Origin of the sequence: Roseiarcus fermentans, assembly GCF_003315135.1 — a bacterium.
In the GTDB taxonomy this organism is placed as follows: domain Bacteria; phylum Pseudomonadota; class Alphaproteobacteria; order Rhizobiales; family Beijerinckiaceae; genus Roseiarcus; species Roseiarcus fermentans.
The window spans coordinates 113,258-132,905 of the sequence record NZ_QNRK01000013.1; the positions used below are offsets into that span (position 1 = coordinate 113,258).

The following is a 19,648-nucleotide window of genomic DNA, read 5'->3' on the forward strand; positions in this document are numbered from 1 at the left end:
GAAGGGCGCTGGAAGCATGACCGCGCTTGCGCCGCCGATCGGCGTCCTCGTCGAGCTGACTCATCGCTGCCCGCTCGGCTGCCCGCACTGCTCGAATCCGCTCAAGCTCGAACCCCCGGCCGCGGAGCTCGACACGGAGACGTGGAAGCGCGTGTTCGAGGAGGCGGCGGCGCTCGGCGCGCTGCACGTGCACCTGTCGGGCGGCGAGCCGACCGCGCGGCGCGACATCGTGGCGTTGACGCGCCACGCCGCGCAATGCGGGCTGTACACCAATCTCATCACCTCCGGGATCGGGGTCGGCGAGAGACTGTGGGGCGGGCTGGTCGAGGCGGGCCTCGATCACGCGCAGCTTTCGTTCCAGGGCGCCGACGAGGGGACCAATGACCGCCTCGGCCATTACGACGGCGCGTGGGCGAAGAAGCGCGCCTTCGCGGCGATGGTGACGACGGCCGGCGTGCCGCTGACGGTCAACGCGGTCGTGAGCCGTCCCAATCTGCATCAGGTCAGCGCCTTCATCGACCTCGCGCTCGAGCTCGGCGCCCGGCGCCTCGAAGTGGCGCACACGCAATATTACGGCTGGGCGCTCGCCAACCGCGCCGCGCTGATGCCGGCGCTGAAGGAGACCGAAGAGGCGATCCGGCTGGTCGAGGCGGCGCGGCCGAAGCTCGCCGGCCGGCTGGTCATCGACATGGTCGTGCCCGACTATTACGCGCGCTACCCCAAGCCCTGCGCGGGCGGATGGGGGCGGCTCGCGATCAACGTCTCGCCGTCCGGCAAGGCGATGCCCTGCCATGCCGCCGAAACGATCCCGGGCCTCGAATTCTGGAATGTGCGCGACCGCTCGCTCGCCGAGATCTGGGCCGACAGCCCGGCCTTCAACGCCTTTCGCGGGACGGACTGGATGCGCGAGCCGTGCCGGACCTGCGACCGGAAGGAGATCGACTTCGGCGGCTGCCGCTGCCAGGCGCTGGCGCTCGCCGGCGACGCCGCCGCCACCGACCCGGCCTGCTCGAAGTCGCCCCTTCACGCGCGCATCGGGCGGACGGCGGCGGCCGAGGCGGAAGCCGGCTCCGAGGCGATCCGCTGGCGCTCGTACAAGGCGGCGCTCGAGGGCTGAGGCGGCGCCGAACGCATCGGCGCTTGCGCGCGTCGGGGCCGAGTCCGGCGCACGCCGCGACGACCGTTCGGCGCCCTTCTGCGCGGCGCGCCCGCGCTGATTCAACCGTCCTGATGTCAACGCGTTCCGGGGGCATTCGCGAACAGAGGAACAGAGGTAACTCCCAAGGCGGGGGGAAGAACGCCGTCATCGCGAGCGACCCCCGGGCCGAAGAGCCCGGGGGGAAGCGATCCAGGGCCGCTGGGCCGCTGTTGCGCCCTCTGATCGTCCCGCCGCCCTTCGTCGCGAGCAGAAGACGGAGCAATTTTTTCCGCAGTCAGCAACCGGCGGCATGGGTTGCTTCGTCGCTTTGCTCCTCGCAATGACGGGGCGGGCCGTTACCGAGCAGAGTCCGGGCGCGAAGTCGCGCCGGCCGCGGTATGTACCTTCGGACAGGTGACGACCAGAAACAGCGCTGTTAGGTTCTTTCGCGTGAAGGGGGTCTAACACCCTTTTTGGAAACGCGCCCCCAAGGAGAGAGCCCATGAGCTGGACCACCCCGGTTGTCGTCGAAATCTGCGCCGGTCTCGAAGTGACCGCCTACGTCAGCGCCGAGATGTAAGCCGCGGTTTCGCCGACCGCGAACGACCGCCGCTCTTTCGCCGCGCTGACTGGTCTGCCGTCCGCGCGGCGCTCGAAGGAGCGTTGTCAAGAGACGCGGGAGCGTCGCTTGCGCGGCGCCGGCCTCTCGGGCTCGGCGCCGCACGCGTCTCAAGAACCCCGATGACCCCTGCCGGTCATTTTCTGCAGTCGGTGAGATCCTTGTCCTCGATCACGAACGCCTTGCCGGCTTCGATCCGTACGGTCCTGGCCATGCAGGTTCGCCCGTCGGCGAGCTTCAGTCGGGCGACATACACGCCGCTGGCGACCCCCTCGACCTTGACCCGCTCGTCGTGGTCGACGGCCTTGTCGGGGTCGTTGAGGCACTGGTTCGGCCCGAAGACGAGGGTGGCCGCCGGCGCGAGCTCCAGCGACGTCACGGTCGCCGACGTCAGATTCCAGAAGCGGGTATCCTTGGCCATTGCGGGCTGCGCGAGCGCGGCGATGGCGAGAGCAATCTCGAGGCGCATCCGGCTGTCCTTGTCCTTTCCGTCCGCCGATCATGGCGGCGGGCGCCGGCGCGCGCAACCCGCGCCATCCCCTCGTCCTGCGGGACGACCGCTTGGCGAGCGCCTCGGGTTCGCGGCCGCGCTCGTCCTCGCCGCGCTGCTCGGGATCGCGCCCGCCGCCCACGCCGATCCGCTCGCCGTCAGGGTCGGCGTGCTCCGGCAAACCCATTCGCGCGACACGATCTCGATCCTCGACATCCCCGCCGCCGACGATTTCGTCGCCGGGGCGAAGCTCGCAATGGCCGACGACAACACGACCGGGAGATTCCTCGACCAGTCGTTCGCGATCGAAGACGTGAAGCTTGCTCCAGGCGACGACGCGGCCGCGGCGGCGAAAACGCTTCTCGACTCCGGGATCGGCTTTCTGATCGCCGATCTGCCGGCGGACGCGCTCCTGAAGGTTGCCGACCTCGCCCGCGCAGGCCGCGCCCTGGTGTTCAACGCCGGCGCGCCGGACGAGCGGCTGCGCGAGGAGGACTGCCGCGCCAACCTCGTCCACGTCGCGCCGTCGCGGGCCCAGCTCGCCGACGCCCTCGCCCAATACCTGATCTGGAAACAATGGCCGAAATGGCTGCTCGTCGTCGGCTCCCATCCCGAGGACGTCGCGCTCGGCGAGGCTTACGAGCGGGCGGCGCGGAAGTTCGGCGCGAAGATCGTCGAGAAGCGGACCTACGCCGACGCCGGCGGCGGACGGCGCTCGGATTCGGGCGTCGTGCAGACCCAGCGCCAGATGCCCGTGTTCACCCAGAAGGCCCCCAATTACGACGTGCTGGTCGCCGCCGACGAGAACCAGGTGTTCGCCGGCTACCTGCCCTACCGCACCTGGGACCCGCGCCCGGTCGCGGGCTCCGGCGGTCTCATGCCCACGAGCTGGGACGCCTCGCACGAGCTGTGGGGCGCCGTGCAGTTGCAGAACCGCTTCGAGCGCATGGCCCATCGCGGCATGAACGCCCGCGACAATCAGGCCTGGGTGGCGATGCGGATGATCGGCGACGCCGTCAACCGGACGAAGTCCGCCGACCCGCAGGCGGCGCGCGACCTGATGCTGTCGCCCGACTTCGACGTCGCCGACTTCAAGGGCGTGAAGCTGACCCTGAGGCCCTGGAATCTCCAGCTTCGCCAGCCGATCCTGCTGACCGACGGGCGCGGCACGGTCAGCGTCTCGCCGCAGGAAGGCTTTCTTCATCAGGTGTCGGAGCTCGATACGCTCGGCCTCGACCAGCCGGAGACGAAATGCAAGCTCAAGTGAAGCGCGCGAGACCCCTTCCCCAGCTTGCTGGGGAAGGTGGCCGAAGGCCGGATGGGGTGTGGCCCGCTGCATTGACCCCAGTCGGACTGCGCGACCGGCGCCCCGAACCTTCGTGGGACCATGCGCTGCTTTCCTCACCCCATCCGGCCTCCGGCCACCTTCCCCGCTTCGCGGAGAAGGGGAAGCTCGCCCTGCTTGCCCTGGCGCTGGCCGCGACCGGGCCGGCCCTCGCCGGCGCCGCCTACGTCACCAACGAGAAGGGCGATTCGGTCTCGATCATCGACACCGCGAAGATGCAGACGACGAAGACCGTCGCGATCGGCCAGCGTCCGCGCGGGCTCGCGCTCTCGAAGGACGGCGCCTTCCTGTTCGTCTGCCTCGGCGACGACGACACGATCGCGATCCTCGACACGAAGTCGCTTCGGATCGTCGGCGCGCTGCCGTCCGGTCCGGACCCGGAGCAGCTTCGGCTGAGCCCCGACGGCGCGACCCTGTTCGTCGCCAACGAGAACGACGCGCTCCTGACCGCGATCGACGTCGCCTCGCGCAAGGCGATCCGCGAGACGCCGGTCGGCGTCGAGCCGGAGGGCGTCGCGGTCAGTCCGGACGGCAAGACGGTGGTCGTCACCTCCGAGACGACCAGCATGGCCCATTTCATCGACTGGCCGGGCGGCGAGTCGGTCGCCAATATCCTCGTCCCCTCGCGTCCGCGCTTCGCCGAATTCAAGCCGGATGGCGCGGAACTCTGGGTGAGCTCGGAAGTGGGCGGCAAGATCTCGGTGATCGATCCCGTCAGGAAGGCGGTCGTCCAGACGTTCGCCTTCGACGTTCCGGGCCTGCGCAAGGAGGCGATCCAGCCGGTCGGCATCCGCTTCACCCGCGACGGCAGGCTCGGCTTCGTCGCGCTCGGGCCGGCGAACCGGGTCGCCGTCGTGGATGGCGCGACCAAGGCGGTGCTCAAGTACATTCTCGTCGGGCAACGCGTCTGGCACCTCGCGCTGACCCCGGATGACACGCAACTTTACGCCACCAACGGCGTCAGCAACGACGTCACCGTCATCGACGTCGCCTCGCTGAAGGCGCTGAAGTCGATCCCCGTCGGGTCCTACCCGTGGGGCGTGGCGATCGCCGGGCCATGAACGAGACCATGGCCCTCGGCGGGGCGGCGGCCGGACCGGCGGCGCTCGCCGTCGAGCGCGTCTCGCACGCCTATGGCGCGCGCAAGGCGCTCGACGATGTCAGCTTCTCGGTCCGGCCGGCGACCTTCGCCGTCCTGCTCGGCCTCAACGGGGCGGGCAAGAGCACGCTGTTTTCCGTGATCACGCATCTCTACGCCGCCCGCGCCGGCGCGGTGCGCATCTTCGGCCACGACGTGGCGCGCCAAAGCGGCGCGGCGCTCGCCGAGCTCGGCGTGGTGTTCCAGAGTCGCACCCTCGACCCCGACCTCAGCGTCGAGCAGAACATGCTCTATCAGGGCGCGCTGCAGGGCATTGGACCGCGGCAGGCGCGCGCCCGCGCGCGCGACCTCGTCGCTCGCATGGGCCTCGCCGACCGACTGAAGGACCGCGTTCGCCAGCTCTCGGGTGGTCAGGCGCGGCGGGTCGAGATCGCGCGCGCGCTCCTGCATGCGCCTCGTCTGGTGCTGCTCGACGAGCCGACCGCGGGGCTCGACATCAAGGCGCGGGCCGACATTCTGGCGCTCACGCGCCGCCTCGTCGCCGAGGACGGCGTCGGGGTGCTCTGGACGACGCATCTCGTCGACGAGATCCGCCCCGACGATCAGGTCGTCCTCCTGCACAAGGGCCGTGTGCTCGCCGACGACCGCGCCGTGGCGGTTATCGCGGCGGCCGGCGCCGACTCGATCGGCGCAGCCTTCTCGCGATTGACCAGCGGCGCCGGCGAGGAGGACGCATGAGCGTGGCGGCGCGCGACGCGCGCCGGCCGTTCGGCCTCGCCGCCTACCTCGTCTGCCTGCAGGGCATCGTCTGGCGCGAGAGCCTCCGCTTTCTCCATCAGCGCGAGCGATTCGTCTCCGCGCTGGTCAGGCCTTTGGTGTGGCTGTTCATCTTCGCCGCCGGCTTCCGCCAGACGCTCGGCGTCTCGATCATCCCGCCCTACGAGACCTACGTCCTCTACGACGTCTACATAACGCCCGGCCTGATCGCGATGATCCAGCTGTTCAACGGCATGCAGTCGTCGCTGTCGATGGTCTACGACCGCGAGATGGGCTCGATGCGCATGCTGCTCGTCAGCCCCGCCCCACGCTGGTTTCTGCTGACCTCGAAACTGCTGGCCGGCGTCGCGGTGTCGATCCTGCAGGTCTACGCCTATCTCGTCATCGCCTATCTCTGGGAGATCGAGCCGCCGACCTGGTGGGGCTACCTGACGATCCTGCCGGCGCTGGCGCTGTCGGGCCTGATGCTCGGCGCGCTCGGCATGGTGCTGTCGTCGCTGATCAAGCAGCTCGAGAATTTCGCCGGCGTGATGAACTTCGTGATCTTTCCGATGTTCTTCGCCTCGTCCGCGCTCTATCCGCTGTGGCGGGTGCAGGAGGGAAGCCCCTGGCTCGCGACCGTATGCGCGCTCAATCCGTTCACCTACGCGGTCGAGCTGATCCGCTTCGCCTTCTGGGGGAAGTTCGAACCGCTGTCGTTCGCGGTCGTGCTCGGCTGCACGATCGTGTTCCTCGCCGCTGCGGTCGTCGCCTACGACCCGTCGCGCGGCATGCTGATGCGCCGAGGCGGCGGATGAAGGGCAATCCAGCGATGAGCGCGACCCTGCTCGCGGGCGCAGAGGACCCGCCCCCGCATGGCTTTGTTCGATCGGCGCGCATGCAGCTCGTCGCCCTGCTCGCCGGCGCGCTCCTCGCCTCGCCCTGCGCGGAGGCGGCGGACACGATCCGCCTCGCCATGCAGAAGACCGGCACCGTCGCCTGGGAGATCGCGACGATGAAGGCGCTCGGCCTCGACAAGGCGGCGGATCTCGACATTCAGACGGCCGAGCTCGCCACTCCCGAATCCGGAAAGATCGCGCTCCAGGGCGGGGCGGCCGACCTGATCGTCTCCGACTGGCTGTGGGCGGCGCGTGAGCGCACGCTCGGCGACAAGCTGCTGTTCGCGCCCTATTCGACCGCGCTCGGCGCGGTGATGGCGCCGAAGGAGCAGCCCATCCACGCGCTCGCCGACCTCGCCGGCCGCTCGCTCGGCGTCGCCGGCGGGCCGCTCGACAAGAGCTGGCTGTTGGTCCAGGCCGCCGCGCGGAAAGAGGGCGTCGATCTCGCCAGGGCCGCCCGCCCGGCCTACGGCGCGCCGCCGCTGATCGCGGAGAAACTCGCGAGCGGCGAACTCGACGCGGCGCTGGAATTCTGGACTTTCTCGGTCGCGCTCGAAGCCCGCGGCTTCCGCCGGGCGGTCGACATGGCGGGCGTCGAAAAGACGCTCGGCGCGACCGGCCCGGTGGCGATGACCGGCTACGTCTTCACCGAGGCCTTCGCTCGCGACCACGGCGACGCGCTGCGGCGCTTTCTCGACGCCGCGGCCAGGGCGCGCCAGGCGCTGGCGAGCGATCCAGCGCTGTGGACGCCCATCAAGGCCCGCCTGCGCCTGACCGACGAGGCGGCGCTCGACATCTACCGGAAGCGCTACGCCGAGGGCGTGCCGAAGCGCTCCGTCGCCGAGGAAGCGCAGGACGCCAAGGCGCTCTATCGCGCGATCGTCGCCGTCGGCGGGCCGGATCTCGTCGGCGGCGCCGCGGACCTCGACACGGGCCTGTTCTACGATGCGAACGCGGCGAGATGACCGATGGCCGCGCGGCTCCTTTCGCTGCTTTCGCTGCTGGCGCTGTGGATCGTCGCGGCCCGTTTCGGCGACCCGCGCCATCTGCCCGGCCCGCTCGCCGTGTTCGCCGCGATGGGCAAGGCCGCCGCTTCGGGCGAGCTGTTCGCGGCGATGGCGATCACCATGGCGCGCGTGGCCGCGTCCTTCCTGCTCGCCATGGCGGCGGGCGCCGCGCTCGGCTATGCGATGGGGCGGCGCGCGCTCGTCGACCGTCTCGCCGATCCGTGGGTCGTCGTGCTGCTCAACCTGCCGGCCCTCGTGATCATCGTCCTGCTTTACATCTGGGCGGGCCTGAACGAGGCGGCGGCGATCGCCGCGGTGGCGCTGAACAAGCTGCCGAACGCCACCGTGACCATCCGCGAAGGCGCGCGCGCCCTCGATCCCGCGCTCGACGAGATGGCGCGCGCATTCGCCTTTTCGCCCTGGAAGCGGCTTCGCCACGTCGTCCTGCCGCAGCTTGCGCCCTATATCGCCGCCGCGACCCGCTCGGGTCTGTCGCTGGTGTGGAAGATCGTGCTGGTGGTCGAACTGATCGGCCGCCCGAACGGCGTCGGCTTCGAGATCAACGAGGCCTTCCAGCTTTTCGACGTCGCCATGCTGCTCGCCTACGCCCTGCCGTTCACCGCGGCGATGCTGGTCGTCGAAGCCCTCGTGGTGCAGCCGTTTGAACGCCATGTCTCCCGCTGGCGCCCCCGGCCCGCTTGACGTTCGCATCGCGCGCAAGCGCGTCGCGAGCGTCGCCGGGCTCGAGGTCGAGATCCTCTCGAACCTCGCCTTCCGGCTCGACGCCGGCGAGGTCGGCGCGCTGATCGGGCCGTCCGGCTGCGGCAAGTCGACAGCCATGCGGATCGTCGCCGGCCTCGATTCGGCGTTCGAAGGCGCGGTCGCCCGCCCGCAGGGCCCGCTCGGCATGGTGTTCCAGGAGCCGCGCCTCCTGCCGTGGCGCAGCGTCGAGGACAACATTCGCCTCGCCGCGCCTGACATCGGCGAGGCGGAGTTCGCGGCCCTGCTGAAGCGGCTCAGCCTCGCCGACCACCGGGCGCATTTCCCCAGCGAGCTGTCGCTCGGGCTGGCGCGTCGCGTGGCGCTGGCGCGCGCCTTCGCCGTGCGCCCGTCGCTGCTGCTGCTCGACGAGCCGTTCGTCTCGCTCGACGCGCCGCTCGCGCGGGCCTTGCGCGGCGAACTCCTGGCGCTCGTCGGCGAGCGCGCCGTGACCACGGTTCTGGTGACCCACGACGTCGAGGAAGCCATTCGCCTCGCCGACCGCATTTTCGTGCTCTCGCCGCGGCCGGCGCGGGTGATCGGCGAGATTCGCGTCCGACCGCCCCGGGAGGGGATGAGCGCGGCGGAGGCGCGATCGATCAAAGCCGATATCGACGCGCTGTCGCCGTGAACGCCGGGCTCTCGCGGGGTGCGAGCGACGCCCGTGCGGCCGCGATTGTTTATCCCCACCGCCGCCGGACCGCTTGAAACGCGCCGCCGTCCGATCCAACGTCCGCGGCGCGAGCGCAGCTTTCGCTGGGCGTCGAATCGACATCGAGACAGGACGAGGGCGACATGGCCAAGGAACTCGACGAGGGCGATCCCGCCCCCCATTTCACGCTGCCGACCGACGGGGGGGCGCGGGCGGACCTCGCGGATTTCGCCGGAAAGCCGGTCGTCCTCTACTTCTACCCGAAAGACGACACCTCCGGCTGCACCGCCGAGGCGATCGCGTTCAGCGGCCTGAAGCCGGAGTTCGACGCGGCCGGCGCCGCGGTGATCGGCGTGTCGCCCGACAGCGCCGCCAGCCACGACAAGTTCAAGGCCAAGCACGCGCTTTCCGTGGCGCTCGCGGCCGACCCCGAGCGCTCGGCGATCGAGGCCTATGGGGTGTGGAAGGAAAAGAGCATGTACGGGCGCAAATATTTCGGCGTCGAGCGCTCGACCTTCCTGATCGGCCGCGACGGGCGAATCGCGAAAATCTGGCGCAAGGTGAAGGTGCCGAAGCACGCCGAGGACGTGTTGAAGGCGGTCCGGGCGCTCTGAGCGGGCGCGCGATCCCATTTTCGCTTAGCATTGCGGCGCAGGAGAAGGCATGGCGATTCCGACCGACGAGCGTGCGCCGCGGCCTGTTCCCGACGGGGTCGTCCTCAGCGTGGTCGCGGCTTATGCGGCCGCGTTCGTGCTGTTCGGCCTCGCCGTCGAGCCCCCGGGAAAGGTTCTCGGCGGACTGTGGGCGATCCTGACCACCCGCGACGCCCTGCTCACCGACTATTTCGGCGTCGGCGGCATCGGCGGCGGCTGCGTCAGCGCCGGGTTGCTCACGCTCGCGGCGGCGTTCGTCTACCGGCGCGCCGGCGCTCCGATGACCGGCGCCGCCGTCGCCTGTCTGTTCCTGGTGCTCGGCTTCGGCCTGTTCGGCAAGAACCTCCTGAACGTCTGGCCGATCGTCGCCGGCGTCGCGCTCTACGCCCGCTTTCGCGGCGAACCGTTCCGCGTCCATATCAACACCGCCTTCTTCGGCGCGGCCCTGGCCCCGATCGTCTCCGAGATCCTGTTCTCGACCACGCTTGCGCCGCTCGCGAGCGTCCCGCTGGCGCTCGCGACCGGGCTCGCGATCGGGTTCATCCTGCCGCCCGCGGCCGCTCACCTGTTTCGGACGCACATGGGGTTCAGCCTCTACAACATGGGCTTCGCCGCCGGCATCGTCGGCACCCTGGTCGTGGCCATGTACAAGGCGTTCGGCTATGTGCCGAACCCCGTCTTCATCTGGACGACCGGCGCCAACCTTCTCCTCTCGGCGTTCCTCGCCGTGGTCTTCGCCTCGATGGCGGCGGTCGGCTATGGGCTCGACCGCGGCGCCTTCAGGCGGCTCGCCGTCATCTTCGCCGCCCCCGGGCGGGCGCCGACCGATTTCGTGGCGCTCGCCGGCTTCGGCGCGACGCTCACCAACATGGGACTGGCCGGCGCGCTCGGCGCCGCCTATGTGCTCGCCACCGGCGGCGACCTCAACGGCCCGAGCATCGGCGCGATCCTGACGATCGTCGGCTTCGCCGCCTTCGGCAAGCATCCGCGCACCATCGCGCCCGTCATGCTCGGTGTTTTCCTCGGCGCGCTCTCTCGCGCGGCCAGTCCGGGCGACCCGTCGCTGACGCTCGCCGCGCTGTTCGGGACGACGCTCGCGCCGATCGCCGGCCGGTTCGGCGCCGGCTGGGGCGTGGTGGCCGGCTTCGCGCACGCCTCGGCGGCCTTGACGGTCGGGCCGCTGCACGCCGGCCTCAACCTCTACAACAACGGATTTGCCGCGGGCATCGTCGCCGCCGTTCTGGTGCCGGTGATCGTCGCCATACGCGCAGGTCTCGGCTATCGTGACGATCTCGACGCCGAGGCGGCGGCCGCGAAGTGATACGCGCGCGTCGTCAGTCGGAGGCGGGCTTCGCGTCCGGCAGCAGGAACATCCACGACACGAGGATGAACGGCGCGGTCAGCGCGGGGATCGCGAACGGCCTCAGCGCGACGTTCAGCGCCGCCTGGGCGACGACCGTGAACACGACGCCGAGCGCCGCATAGGCGAGGGCGTTGCGCCCGGGCCTGCGGAAGGTGACGCCGAGCGCGACCGCGGTCAGGACCGGGCTGAAGCCGAGCAGGCCCTGGCTCACCACGTCGCTCTCAGCGCCGAAGCCGTGGGCGACCGCGACCGCGAGCGCCGCCCCGCCGAGCGCGTAGAGAGCCGCAGGGATGGAGCTGACCGCGAGCCCGGCCAGAAAAAGCAGCGCCGAGACGAGGCTCGCCTTGAGAAAGACTTGCGAAATCGACAGGAGCACCGCGCCCAGATAGCTCGCCACCCCGGCGGAGAGCGCCGGCTCGGGCTCGAAAGGCGCGACGACGCCCGCGGCCGGCAGCCCGGCGCCGGAAAGGCCAGCGAAGCCGTAGCTCGCCAGCAGCATGATCCAGGTCACCGCCACGAACGGCGCGGTCAGCGCCGGCGCGCCGAGCGGCCTCAGCGCGCCCGCCGTCGCGAGCGCGGCGACGGTCGAGACGGCGGCGCCGAGCGCGACATAGACCCAGAGCGCCGGGCCGCTGGCGAGGAAGGTCGCGAGCGCCAGCCCGACGAGCACGCCGTTGTAGCCGTAGAGGCCGGCTTTCAGCGCGGCCGCGTCGGCCTTCAGCCACATCGCCGTCAGCGTCGCCGCGGCCACGCCGACGAGGCCGGCGAGAAAGACATGCGGCGCGCCCGCCGCAAGCGAGCCCCACAGGATCGCCGCGAGAAAGAGCGCTCCCGACAGCGGATTGTCCTGGAACATCACCTGCCCGACGCCGCGCAGGCAGATGTCGACGAAGCGCAGCGCGGGCGACTGCGTGCAAACCTCCTCCCAGCGTGTCAGCGCCGCGTCCAAGAGCCTCTACCCTCCTTCGGCGCAGAGTTCGCCGACGCACGCACGATAGGGCTAGCCGCGCCGGTCGGGCAAGGACGCGGCGCCGCGATGAATGACGGGAGGAAATCCTCCTTGCTCATCTGTAGCCTGCGGGTTACAGTGAGGAGCGGAGGGCGACTATGGCCATCGTCAAAATCAATCCGATTGCTATAGCCGGACACTGGAAATCGGGAGTCGCGTTGGATCTTCACACGATCAGCAGCACGCCGATCGGCTACAATGATTTCGGATATATGCAGTTTGAAACCGCTCGCCCGGAAATCGCTGAACTGCTGTTTCGCTTGAAAAATCGATCTGATCGATCTGCCGCCGGCCCCATTGTCGAAACCGTCGCTGATTTTCTCGGGCGTCACCGGGACAAGTTCGATGCAATCGTCCCCGTTCCGCCCTCCCACCAGCGGGCAGTCCAGCCGGTAATCATCATGGCTGAAGGGATCGGACAGGCGCTGAGAGTCCCGGTTCTCCCCTGCATTACCACGACGCGACCAACGGCCAGCTCAAGAACATCACCGACCCCGACGAGCGCAAGGAGCACGTCAAGGGCCTGTATGCGGTCGACACGGCGCAGACGCGGGGTCGCAAGATTCTCCTGTTCGACGATCTGTTCCGTTCCGGCACCACCATGAACGCAATTACCGATGTCCTTCTGGATGCCGGCAAGGCGGAGGTGGTTCGGGCGCTCACCATCACCAAGACCCGGAGCAACCAATGAACACCATCTTCATCGGCGGCTCGCGACATATTTCCCGCCTTCCGGCCGAGGTCAAAAAGCGCCTCGACAACGTAATCGCCAGCCGTCATCAGGTCATCGTCGGAGACGCCAACGGCGCCGACAAAGCCGTTCAGAAGCATTTTTTAGACGCCAAATATTCCAACGTCACCGTTTTCTGTTCGGGTGATCATCCCCGCAACAATCTCGGATCGTGGATCACGCATCGCGTCGATGTTCCCAAGGAAACGAAAGGCTTTCAGTTCTACGCCGCCAAGGATCGGGAAATGGCTCGCGAAGCCGATTTCGGTCTGATGATCTGGGATGGCAAGAGCCCCGGCACCGTGCTGAACGTGCTGCGCATGGTTCAGGCCGGCAAGATCTCTGTCCTCTTCAACGTTCCCGACAAGGCGGCAGTCAACGTCAAGACGGTCGATCAGTATCGCGATTTCATCCGCCAGCGCGATCCCGCCTTCCGCGCCGACCTCCGCGAAAGGGCGACATCACAAGAATGGTCCCTGATCGAAGCCGATCCGGAGCCGAGTTTGCCCGATCATGCCTCCGTGAGCGGAACCGACGTTTCAAATGCGCCCGCAGTGGCTTCTCCGCCGCCGACGGACGAGACTGTCCGAGCCCTCAACGCCGCGCTGGCGTCCGGTGACGCCGCGCGGATCCTGGATGCTCTGGGTGCGATTGCCCGTGACCGGGGAATGAGCCAAATCGCGCGCGAGACGGGCTTGGCGCGTGAAAGTCTCTATCGGTCCCTCGACGCAGGTGGGAATCCCGAATTCATGACCGTCATGAAAGTCTTGACTTCGCTGGGGGTGCGGTTGGAGGCAAAGCCGCACGATCTGTCCGCGCCGGAGCACGCCGCAGCCGAATAGAGTGAGAGGGCGGCGTTTCGCTCAGTGACGGGTGGAAGCCGGATGAGAGGCTCCCGGCTCGATCGGGATAGGGGGGAACCTCGCGGTCCCTCCCCTCCCACACCACCGTGCGTACGGGTCCGTACACGGCGGTTCGGCTGATTATGCGGTCCTGGCGGTCGCGAGGGAAGCGAGGCCGAGGGTTTTCCGGAAAAGGTCGTTCGAGAGCGCAATGTTCAGCGCAGGGCTGGCGCTGATCCGCCACGGGCCGTGAGCGCTTCCGGCGGTTTGCGCCGCCAGATCGCGGTCCACGTTCCGGCGGCGCAGCTCCGCAAAGCGCATCCGCCCGCGTTTCCATTGCTTCCAGACGATGGATCGAAGCCTGCGCCTGATCCACTGGTCGAGCGCGCGCAGCACCGAAGGCGTCTCGCAGAAGCCGAAGTAGCCGCGCCATCCCACGAGATAGCGCGACAGGTCCTCCACGATCCTTTCGAGACTCACGCCCCGCGTCCGTTTCGTCGCCTCACGCACCCGTTCCTTCAACCGGGCCAGCGCCTGCGGGGCGATGCGACGCTTCGGCGTCACGCCGCCCGTGAAGCTGAACCCGAGGAACTTGCGATGCGACGGCGGAGCGACCGCGCTCTTGGCCCTGTTGACCTTCAGCTTCAGCCTCTGTTCGAGGAACCGTTCGACGCTCGCCATCACCCGCTCGCCCGCGCGCCGGCTGCGAACGTAGATGTTGCAGTCGTCGGCGTAGCGGGCGAAGCGATGCCCGCGCCGCTCCAGTTCCCTGTCCAGCACGTCGAGCATCAGGTTCGACAGGAGCGGCAAGAGCGGGCCGCCTTGCGGGGTTCCTTCGTCGGTCGGTCCGACCAGCCCGTCCGCCAGCACGCCGCAGGTCAGAAACCCACGGATGAGCGTCAGGATGCGCTTGTCGGCGACCCGTTGGGCCACGAGCCCCATCAGGATGTCGTGGTTGACCCGGTCGAAGAACTTTTCGATGTCCAGATCCACCACCACCCGGCGGCCCGTCGCAATCAACGCCTGCGCCGCGCTTACCGCCTGATGCGCCGAGCGGCCGGGCCGGAACCCGTAGCTCGAAGCGCTGAACGTTCCGTCCCAGTGCGCCTGCAACACCTGCAAAACCGCCTGCTGGACAAAGCGGTCGAGAACCGTCGGCACGCCGAGGGCGCGAACGCCGCCGGCGGGCTTCGGGATCTCGACCCGCCTGACCGGCTGCGGCTCGTAGGAGCCGTCGAGCAACCGGGCGCGGATCGTCGGCCAATGGTCCTTGAGATGCGCGCTCAGGGCCTCGACGGTCATGCCGTCGATCCCCGGCGCGCCCTTGTTGCGCTTCACTCGCGCCAACGCTTCCTTGAGATTGTCCCTCTCGACAATCGCTTCCATGCACGGTCCGGCCAACGCCGACGGGCTTTCGACTGCGACGCCCGCCGCAATGGCTTCGGTCCCTCCGGCGCGGACGCTTCGGGCTTCACCCGTCGCTTCCCCTCCGAAAGCCAGCTCGAGCTGGATTTTCGACCGCTTGGCCAATGCGAGAGCTCCGCCCTACCGACCCTTTCAACCGTTCGGGCCTTCAGCCGATACGCAGGCCTACTACGCCCTCTGCTGACTTCCGCGCCGCGGTCACGCGCCTTGCGACGCGCTCAGTCCGGAGGTTCCGGACGCGCACTCGGATCTCCCGAGGTAAGATCGAACGCCTTCCCCGCACACCCGCCGGATCTACCACCCCGGTCTTTGATGACCGTGGACTTTGCGGTCATTGGCCCGCTCGTCCGGCCGGGTAGGCCTCGTATCCGGTTCTTGTCCATCGGGTCGCGGGTTTGCTCCTCGCTTCCTTCAGACCCCGCCTCACGACGACGCCCTTGCGCTTCGCTAGCCCTTCGCCGTCATCAGGCTGGGCAGAGGACTTCCACCTCCAAGCTCCCGATCATGCTCGGCACACCCAAAAAAAGAGCCGCCCGAAGGCGGCTCCGTCGTTCTTTGTCGGATTGGTCCGGGGACCTACTCCGCAGCCGACCGCTCGCGCCGGCGCGCCGGGCCCTCGGTCGTGGTGGGGCCGGCGATCGGCAGCGCCGCGGGCTGCTCCGACTCCTCGGCCTTCTGCGCCAGGATCAGCGTGTCGCGCATCGAGGCGATCGAGCGGATCTTGGTCATCGCCGCGCCGGTGCCGGCCGGGATCAGACGGCCGACGATGACGTTCTCCTTGAGGCCCTCGAGCGTGTCGACCTTGCCGTTGACCGCCGCCTCGGTGAGGACGCGGGTGGTCTCCTGGAACGACGCCGCCGAGATGAACGAGCGCGTCTGCAACGACGCCTTGGTGATGCCGAGCAGCACCGGGATGCCGGTCGCGGGCTTCTTGCCCTCGGCCTGCGCCGCCTCGTTGGCGGCGTCGAGATCGAGCTTGTCGACCTGCTCGTCCTTGAGGAAGTCGGTGTCGCCCGGATCGACGACGTCGACCTTCTGCAGCATCTGGCGCACGATCACCTCGATGTGCTTGTCGTTTATGGCGACGCCCTGGAGGCGGTAGACCTCCTGGATCTCGTTGACCAGATAGGCGGCCAGCTCCTCGACGCCCTTGATGGCGAGAATGTCGTGCGGCGCCGGGTTGCCGTCGACGATGAACTCGCCCTTCTCGATCACGTCGCCATCCTGCAGGTGGATGTGCTTCGATTTCGGGATCAGGTACTCGACCGACTCGGCGCCCTCCTCGCTCGGCTCGATGCTCAGGCGCTGCTTGTTCTTGAAGTCCTTGCCGAACCGCACCGTGCCCGAGATCTCGGCGATGATCGCGTGATCCTTGGGCCGGCGCGCCTCGAACAGCTCCGCCACCCGCGGCAGACCGCCGGTGATGTCGCGGGTCTTGGCGCTGTTGATCGAGATGCGCGCGATCACGTCGCCGGCGCGCACGCTCGCGCCCGGCTCGAACGACAGGATCGATTCGACCGGAAGCGCGTAGCGCGCGTCGCCGCCGCGCGGCAGCTTGAGAATCTTGCCGTCGGGGCCCTTGATCACCATGGCGGGCTTGAGGCTCGCCGTGCGCTGCGACGACCGCCAGTCGGTGACGATGCGCTTGGCGATGCCGGTGGCTTCGTCCACCTGCTCCGACATCGACAGGTTGTCGAGGAGATCCTCGAAGCCGATCACGCCGTCGATCTCGGTGAGAATCGGACGGGTGAACGGGTCCCACTCGGCGATGCGCTGGCCGCGCTTGACCTTGTCGCCCTCGTCGACCTTGAGGCGGGCGCCGTACAAGAGGCGGTGCACCGCCCGCTCGGCCCCGGACTTGTCGACGATCACCACGGCGACGTTGCGCGCCATCGCCATCAGGTCGCCGTTGGAGTTGCGGGCGATGTTGCGGTTGCGGATCCTCACCTCGCCATCGAAGTTCGACTCGATGAACGACTGGTCGGCGAGCTGCGCCGCGCCGCCGATATGGAAGGTGCGCATGGTCAGCTGGGTGCCCGGCTCGCCGATCGACTGCGCCGCGATCACGCCGACCGCCTCGCCCATGTTGACCGGCGTGCCGCGGGCGAGATCGCGCCCGTAGCACGACGCGCAGACGCCGTTCTTGGCCTCGCAGGTCAGCACCGAGCGGATCTTCACCTCCTGGATGCCAGCGGCGTAGATCGCCGGCATGTCTTCCTCGACGATCATCTGCCCGGACGCGATGATCACGTTTCCATCGAGGTCGCGCAGATCCTCGGCCGCGGTGCGGCCGAGGATGCGGGTGCCGAGCGAGGCCACCACCGTGCCCGCGTCCATGATCGCGCGCATGCTGATGCCGCGGGTGGAGCCGCAGTCGGTCATGGTGATGATCGAGTCCTGGGCGACGTCGACCAGACGGCGGGTCAGATATCCCGAGTTCGCCGTCTTCAGCGCGGTGTCGGCGAGGCCCTTGCGGGCGCCATGGGTCGAGTTGAAGTACTCGAGCACCGACAGGCCTTCCTTGAAGTTCGACTTGATCGGGCTCTCGATGATCTCGCCCGAGGGCTTCGCCATCAGGCCGCGCATCGCCGCGAGCTGGCGCATCTGGGTCGGCGAACCGCGCGCGCCGGAATGCGACATCATGTAGATCGAGTTGATCGGCCGGTCGCGCCCGTGCTCGTCCTTGCGCACCGCCGAGATGCCCGCCATCATTTCCTCGGCGAGCTTGTCGGAGCACTTCGCCCAGGCGTCGACGACCTTGTTGTACTTCTCGCCCTGGGTGATGAGGCCGTCGTTGTACTGCTGCTCGTACTCCTTGGCGAGCGCCTCGGTCTCGGCGATGCGCTGCGGCTTGGTGTCCGGCACGACCATGTCGTCCTTGCCGAACGAGATGCCGGCCTTGAACGCCTCGCGGAAGCCGAGCGCCATGATCCGGTCGCAGAAGATCACCGTCTCCTTCTGCCCGCAGTTGCGGTAGACGATGTCGATCATGTTCGAGATCTCCTTCTTGGTCATCAGCTTGTTGACGACGTCGAAGGGAATCTTGGCGTGGTTGGGCACGAGCTGGCCGAGGATCATCCGCCCGGGCGTGGTGTCGAAGATCTTCGCCACGCGCTGGCCGTTCTCGTCGAACGTCCAGGCGCGGCCCTTGATCCGCGTGTGCAGCGTGATCGCCTTGGCGGCGAGCGCGTGCTCGATCTCGCCCATGTTGGCGTAGAAGCCGCGGATCGGGCGCTTGGTCTCGGGATCCTCCGCATACTGGCCGATGTCGCCGTCGCGCATCAACGACACGTAGTAGAGGCCGAGCACGATGTCCTGGGAAGGCACGATGATCGGCTGGCCGTTGGCGGGGTGCAGGATGTTGTTGGTCGACATCATCAGCACGCGCGCTTCCAGCTGCGCCTCGAGCGAGAGGGGCACGTGCACCGCCATCTGGTCGCCGTCGAAGTCGGCGTTGAACGCCGAGCAGACGAGCGGATGCAGCTGGATCGCCTTGCCCTCGATCAGCACCGGCTCGAACGCCTGGATGCCGAGGCGATGCAGGGTCGGGGCGCGGTTGAGCATCACCGGGTGCTCGCGGATCACCTCGTCGAGGATGTCCCAGACCTCGGGCTTCTCCTTCTCGACCAGCTTCTTGGCCTGCTTGACGGTGGCCGACAGGCCCTTGGCGTCGAGGCGCGAGTAGATGAACGGCTTGAACAGCTCGAGCGCCATCTTCTTGGGCAGGCCGCACTGGTGCAGCTTGAGCTCGGGGCCGACCACGATCACCGAGCGCCCGGAATAGTCGACGCGCTTGCCGAGCAGGTTCTGGCGGAACCGGCCCTGCTTGCCCTTGAGCATGTCGGCGAGCGACTTCAGCGGGCGCTTGTTGGCGCCGGTGATGACGCGGCCGCGGCGGCCGTTGTCGAACAGCGCGTCCACCGACTCCTGCAGCATCCGCTTCTCGTTGCGGATGATGATGTCGGGCGCGCGCAATTCCATCAGCCGCTTGAGGCGGTTGTTGCGGTTGATGACGCGGCGGTAGAGGTCGTTGAGGTCGGAGGTGGCGAAGCGGCCGCCGTCGAGCGGCACCAGCGGCCGCAGGTCCGGCGGGATGACCGGGATCTCGGTCAGGATCATCCACTCCGGCTTGTTGCCCGAGTGCATGAACGCCTCGATGATCTTCAGCCGCTTGGCGAGACGCTTCGGCTTCAGCTCGCTCTTCGATTCCGAGATCTCGACCTTGAGGTCCTCGGCGATCTTCGACAGGTTCATGCCCTTGAGCATCTCGCGGATCGCCTCGGCGCCGATCAGCGCGGTGAAGCTGTCCTGCCCGTACTCGTCGAGCGCGCGCAGGAAATCGTCCTCGCTGAGCAGCTGGCGGTCCTTCATCGGCGTCAGGCCGGGATCGAGCACGATGTAGGACTCGAAGTAGAGCACGCGCTCGAGGTCCTTCAGCGTCATGTCGAGCAAGAGCCCGATGCGCGAGGGCAGCGACTTCAGGAACCAGATGTGGGCGACCGGGGCCGCGAGCGAGATGTGGCCCATGCGCTCGCGCCGCACGCGCGACAGCGTGACCTCGACGCCGCACTTCTCGCAGATGACGCCCTTGTACTTCATACGCTTGTATTTACCGCACAGGCACTCGTAGTCCTTGATCGGCCCGAAGATGCGGGCGCAGAACAGGCCGTCCCGCTCGGGCTTGAAGGTGCGGTAGTTGATCGTCTCCGGCTTCTTGATCTCGCCGAACGACCACGAGAGGATCTTCTCGGGGCTCGCAATGGCGATCTGGATCTGGTCGAACGCCTGGGGCGCTGCGACCGGGGCGAAGGGATTGGTGATTTCCTGGTTCATTCTCGTCTCCCGCGAGCCTCGGGCGCGGC

General features: G+C 68.3%; 18 protein-coding genes. 14 read left to right on the forward strand and 4 right to left on the reverse strand.

Going from position 1 to position 19,648, the window contains the following annotated elements; translation table 11 throughout:
• Positions 1 to 16 precede the first annotated feature (16 nt).
• Complete coding sequence (gene pqqE, locus DFR50_RS13325) at positions 17 to 1,117, forward strand: pyrroloquinoline quinone biosynthesis protein PqqE (RefSeq protein WP_113889806.1); 1,101 nt, start codon at positions 17 to 19, stop codon at positions 1,115 to 1,117.
• Between the two features lie 523 nt (positions 1,118 to 1,640).
• Positions 1,641 to 1,718, forward strand: coding sequence for a pyrroloquinoline quinone precursor peptide PqqA (gene pqqA / locus DFR50_RS33595; protein ID WP_113889807.1), 78 nt, complete (start codon positions 1,641 to 1,643; stop codon positions 1,716 to 1,718).
• A 175-nt stretch (positions 1,719 to 1,893) separates the two neighbouring features.
• Here the strand turns inward: pqqA and DFR50_RS13335 are convergent, their stop codons facing one another.
• A complete protein-coding gene (locus tag DFR50_RS13335; RefSeq protein ID WP_113889754.1) occupies positions 1,894 to 2,226 on the reverse strand; it encodes a hypothetical protein in 333 nt (110 codons plus the stop codon).
• Here DFR50_RS13335 and DFR50_RS13340 point away from each other — a divergent pair.
• The 9 genes from DFR50_RS13340 (at position 2,201) to DFR50_RS13380 (ending at position 10,738) form a co-directional block, all read left to right on the forward strand.
• Positions 2,201 to 3,514 carry an ABC transporter substrate-binding protein gene (locus DFR50_RS13340; RefSeq protein WP_113889755.1) on the forward strand — a complete coding sequence of 438 codons (1,314 nt, stop codon included), beginning with the start codon at positions 2,201 to 2,203 and terminating at the stop codon, positions 3,512 to 3,514. The genes DFR50_RS13335 and DFR50_RS13340 overlap by 26 nt on opposite strands.
• 191 nt (positions 3,515 to 3,705) lie before the next feature.
• On the forward strand, positions 3,706 to 4,653 hold the full coding sequence (locus DFR50_RS13345) for a PQQ-dependent catabolism-associated beta-propeller protein (protein WP_245427746.1): 948 nt from the start codon (positions 3,706 to 3,708) through the stop codon (positions 4,651 to 4,653).
• Complete coding sequence (locus tag DFR50_RS13350) at positions 4,650 to 5,429, forward strand: ABC transporter ATP-binding protein (protein ID WP_245427727.1); 780 nt, start codon at positions 4,650 to 4,652, stop codon at positions 5,427 to 5,429. Before DFR50_RS13345 ends, DFR50_RS13350 begins: the two co-directional genes overlap by 4 nt.
• Positions 5,426 to 6,265: an ABC transporter permease gene (locus DFR50_RS13355; protein ID WP_113889757.1), complete on the forward strand. Its 840-nt coding sequence runs from the start codon at positions 5,426 to 5,428 to the stop codon at positions 6,263 to 6,265. The genes DFR50_RS13350 and DFR50_RS13355 overlap by 4 nt, the downstream gene beginning before the upstream one ends.
• Positions 6,262 to 7,311 carry an ABC transporter substrate-binding protein gene (locus DFR50_RS13360; protein ID WP_245427730.1) on the forward strand — a complete coding sequence of 350 codons (1,050 nt, stop codon included), beginning with the start codon at positions 6,262 to 6,264 and terminating at the stop codon, positions 7,309 to 7,311. The genes DFR50_RS13355 and DFR50_RS13360 overlap by 4 nt, the downstream gene beginning before the upstream one ends.
• A gap of 3 nt (positions 7,312 to 7,314) precedes the next feature.
• Positions 7,315 to 8,055, forward strand: coding sequence for an ABC transporter permease (locus DFR50_RS13365; RefSeq protein WP_113889758.1), 741 nt, complete (start codon positions 7,315 to 7,317; stop codon positions 8,053 to 8,055).
• A complete protein-coding gene (locus DFR50_RS13370; protein WP_113889759.1) occupies positions 8,024 to 8,743 on the forward strand; it encodes an ABC transporter ATP-binding protein in 720 nt (239 codons plus the stop codon). Before DFR50_RS13365 ends, DFR50_RS13370 begins: the two co-directional genes overlap by 32 nt.
• Positions 8,744 to 8,907: 164 nt before the next feature.
• Entirely contained in the window at positions 8,908 to 9,378 is a 471-nt protein-coding gene (locus DFR50_RS13375) for a peroxiredoxin (RefSeq protein ID WP_113889760.1), read from the forward strand.
• A 49-nt stretch (positions 9,379 to 9,427) separates the two neighbouring features.
• A complete protein-coding gene (locus DFR50_RS13380; protein WP_113889761.1) occupies positions 9,428 to 10,738 on the forward strand; it encodes a DUF1576 domain-containing protein in 1,311 nt (436 codons plus the stop codon).
• 13 nt (positions 10,739 to 10,751) lie between these two features.
• On the opposite strand, the gene DFR50_RS13385 is transcribed toward DFR50_RS13380, so the two are convergent.
• Positions 10,752 to 11,729: an urea transporter gene (locus DFR50_RS13385; protein ID WP_113889762.1), complete on the reverse strand. Its 978-nt coding sequence runs from the start codon at positions 11,727 to 11,729 to the stop codon at positions 10,752 to 10,754.
• 158 nt (positions 11,730 to 11,887) lie between these two features.
• Here DFR50_RS13385 and DFR50_RS13390 point away from each other — a divergent pair, with 158 nt between their 5' ends.
• From DFR50_RS13390 to DFR50_RS13395, 3 genes are read left to right on the forward strand one after another with little or no spacing between them, the layout of a single operon-like run.
• Positions 11,888 to 12,394 (forward strand): hypothetical protein, encoded by a 507-nt coding sequence (locus tag DFR50_RS13390; protein ID WP_245427733.1) that lies wholly within the window; start codon positions 11,888 to 11,890, stop codon positions 12,392 to 12,394.
• Positions 12,313 to 12,480, forward strand: coding sequence for a phosphoribosyltransferase family protein (locus DFR50_RS32965; protein ID WP_245427749.1), 168 nt, complete (start codon positions 12,313 to 12,315; stop codon positions 12,478 to 12,480). The genes DFR50_RS13390 and DFR50_RS32965 overlap by 82 nt, the downstream gene beginning before the upstream one ends.
• Complete coding sequence (locus tag DFR50_RS13395) at positions 12,477 to 13,361, forward strand: addiction module antidote protein (protein WP_113889763.1); 885 nt, start codon at positions 12,477 to 12,479, stop codon at positions 13,359 to 13,361. The genes DFR50_RS32965 and DFR50_RS13395 overlap by 4 nt, the downstream gene beginning before the upstream one ends.
• 141 nt (positions 13,362 to 13,502) lie before the next feature.
• Here the strand turns inward: DFR50_RS13395 and ltrA are convergent, their stop codons facing one another.
• Together ltrA and rpoC are read right to left on the reverse strand one after the other, a co-directional pair.
• The gene (gene ltrA, locus DFR50_RS13400) at positions 13,503 to 14,747 is read right to left on the reverse strand and encodes a group II intron reverse transcriptase/maturase (protein ID WP_113889764.1); all 1,245 of its coding nucleotides are present in this window, start codon (positions 14,745 to 14,747) and stop codon (positions 13,503 to 13,505) included.
• A gap of 615 nt (positions 14,748 to 15,362) precedes the next feature.
• Entirely contained in the window at positions 15,363 to 19,619 is a 4,257-nt protein-coding gene (rpoC, locus tag DFR50_RS13405) for a DNA-directed RNA polymerase subunit beta' (RefSeq protein ID WP_113889765.1), read from the reverse strand.
• Between the last annotated feature and the right edge of the window lie 29 nt (positions 19,620 to 19,648).

What these genes read in the sequence shown, in the direction of transcription:
- pqqE (WP_113889806.1), top strand. Translation starts at nt 17, where the DNA reads ATGACCGCGCTTGCGCCGCCGATCGGCGTCCTCGTCGAGCTGACTCAT.
- pqqA (WP_113889807.1), top strand. Translation starts at nt 1,641, where the DNA reads ATGAGCTGGACCACCCCGGTTGTCGTCGAAATCTGCGCCGGTCTCGAA.
- DFR50_RS13340 (WP_113889755.1), top strand. Translation starts at nt 2,201, where the DNA reads ATGGCGAGAGCAATCTCGAGGCGCATCCGGCTGTCCTTGTCCTTTCCG.
- DFR50_RS13335 (WP_113889754.1), bottom strand. Translation starts at nt 2,226, where the DNA reads ATGCGCCTCGAGATTGCTCTCGCCATCGCCGCGCTCGCGCAGCCCGCA.
- DFR50_RS13350 (WP_245427727.1), top strand. Translation starts at nt 4,650, where the DNA reads ATGAACGAGACCATGGCCCTCGGCGGGGCGGCGGCCGGACCGGCGGCG.
- DFR50_RS13355 (WP_113889757.1), top strand. Translation starts at nt 5,426, where the DNA reads ATGAGCGTGGCGGCGCGCGACGCGCGCCGGCCGTTCGGCCTCGCCGCC.
- DFR50_RS13360 (WP_245427730.1), top strand. Translation starts at nt 6,262, where the DNA reads ATGAAGGGCAATCCAGCGATGAGCGCGACCCTGCTCGCGGGCGCAGAG.
- DFR50_RS13365 (WP_113889758.1), top strand. Translation starts at nt 7,315, where the DNA reads ATGGCCGCGCGGCTCCTTTCGCTGCTTTCGCTGCTGGCGCTGTGGATC.
- DFR50_RS13370 (WP_113889759.1), top strand. Translation starts at nt 8,024, where the DNA reads ATGTCTCCCGCTGGCGCCCCCGGCCCGCTTGACGTTCGCATCGCGCGC.
- DFR50_RS13375 (WP_113889760.1), top strand. Translation starts at nt 8,908, where the DNA reads ATGGCCAAGGAACTCGACGAGGGCGATCCCGCCCCCCATTTCACGCTG.
- DFR50_RS13380 (WP_113889761.1), top strand. Translation starts at nt 9,428, where the DNA reads ATGGCGATTCCGACCGACGAGCGTGCGCCGCGGCCTGTTCCCGACGGG.
- DFR50_RS13390 (WP_245427733.1), top strand. Translation starts at nt 11,888, where the DNA reads ATGGCCATCGTCAAAATCAATCCGATTGCTATAGCCGGACACTGGAAA.
- DFR50_RS13395 (WP_113889763.1), top strand. Translation starts at nt 12,477, where the DNA reads ATGAACACCATCTTCATCGGCGGCTCGCGACATATTTCCCGCCTTCCG.
- ltrA (WP_113889764.1), bottom strand. Translation starts at nt 14,747, where the DNA reads ATGGAAGCGATTGTCGAGAGGGACAATCTCAAGGAAGCGTTGGCGCGA.
- rpoC (WP_113889765.1), bottom strand. Translation starts at nt 19,619, where the DNA reads ATGAACCAGGAAATCACCAATCCCTTCGCCCCGGTCGCAGCGCCCCAG.